The sequence below is a fragment of the Mesorhizobium sp. M7A.F.Ca.CA.004.12.1.1 genome, assembly GCF_003997835.1.
Classification (GTDB): domain Bacteria; phylum Pseudomonadota; class Alphaproteobacteria; order Rhizobiales; family Rhizobiaceae; genus Mesorhizobium.
In genome coordinates this window covers 1-443 of record NZ_RZRK01001509.1, presented here as the reverse complement: position 1 = coordinate 443, position 443 = coordinate 1, and the positions used below count along the sequence as shown (strand labels likewise).

Below are 443 nucleotides of genomic sequence, written 5' to 3'. Positions count from 1 at the left end.
CGAAACCCTGCTGGAGCCGCAAATTGGCCGCGAGAAAGACTGCCGCCAATCGCTATTACAGCGGCCCGCCCAGCGACCATTTCGACGGCGCATTGTTCTTCAATCCCGACGGCCGGCCACCCGGCCGTTTCGCCGACCTGCTGAAATGGCAGTTGAATGGCCAGCGCTCGAAATGGCCGGCGAGCGATGCAAGCCCCTTTCCGCAGGCGAAACCGACGGCTCGGGTCGAGGGCGCCGCGCTGGAAGTGACCATGGTTGGTCATTCCACCTTGCTGGTCCAGACGGCCGGTCTGAACATTCTTACCGATCCGGTGTGGTCGCTGCGCGCGTCGCCGCTTTCCTTCGCCGGACCAAAACGCATCAATGCGCCAGGCATCGCCTTTGCCGACCTGCCGCCGATCGACCTCGTGCTGGTCAGCCACAACCATTACGACCATCTCGAC

General features: G+C 63.2%; 1 protein-coding gene. It reads left to right on the top strand.

Annotated features, from left to right (window positions below; all coding sequences use genetic code 11):
• Positions 1-23 precede the first annotated feature (23 nt).
• Positions 24-443 (top strand): MBL fold metallo-hydrolase (locus tag EN984_RS37290; RefSeq protein ID WP_206517604.1); only part of this gene is annotated, 420 nt, incomplete at its 3' end.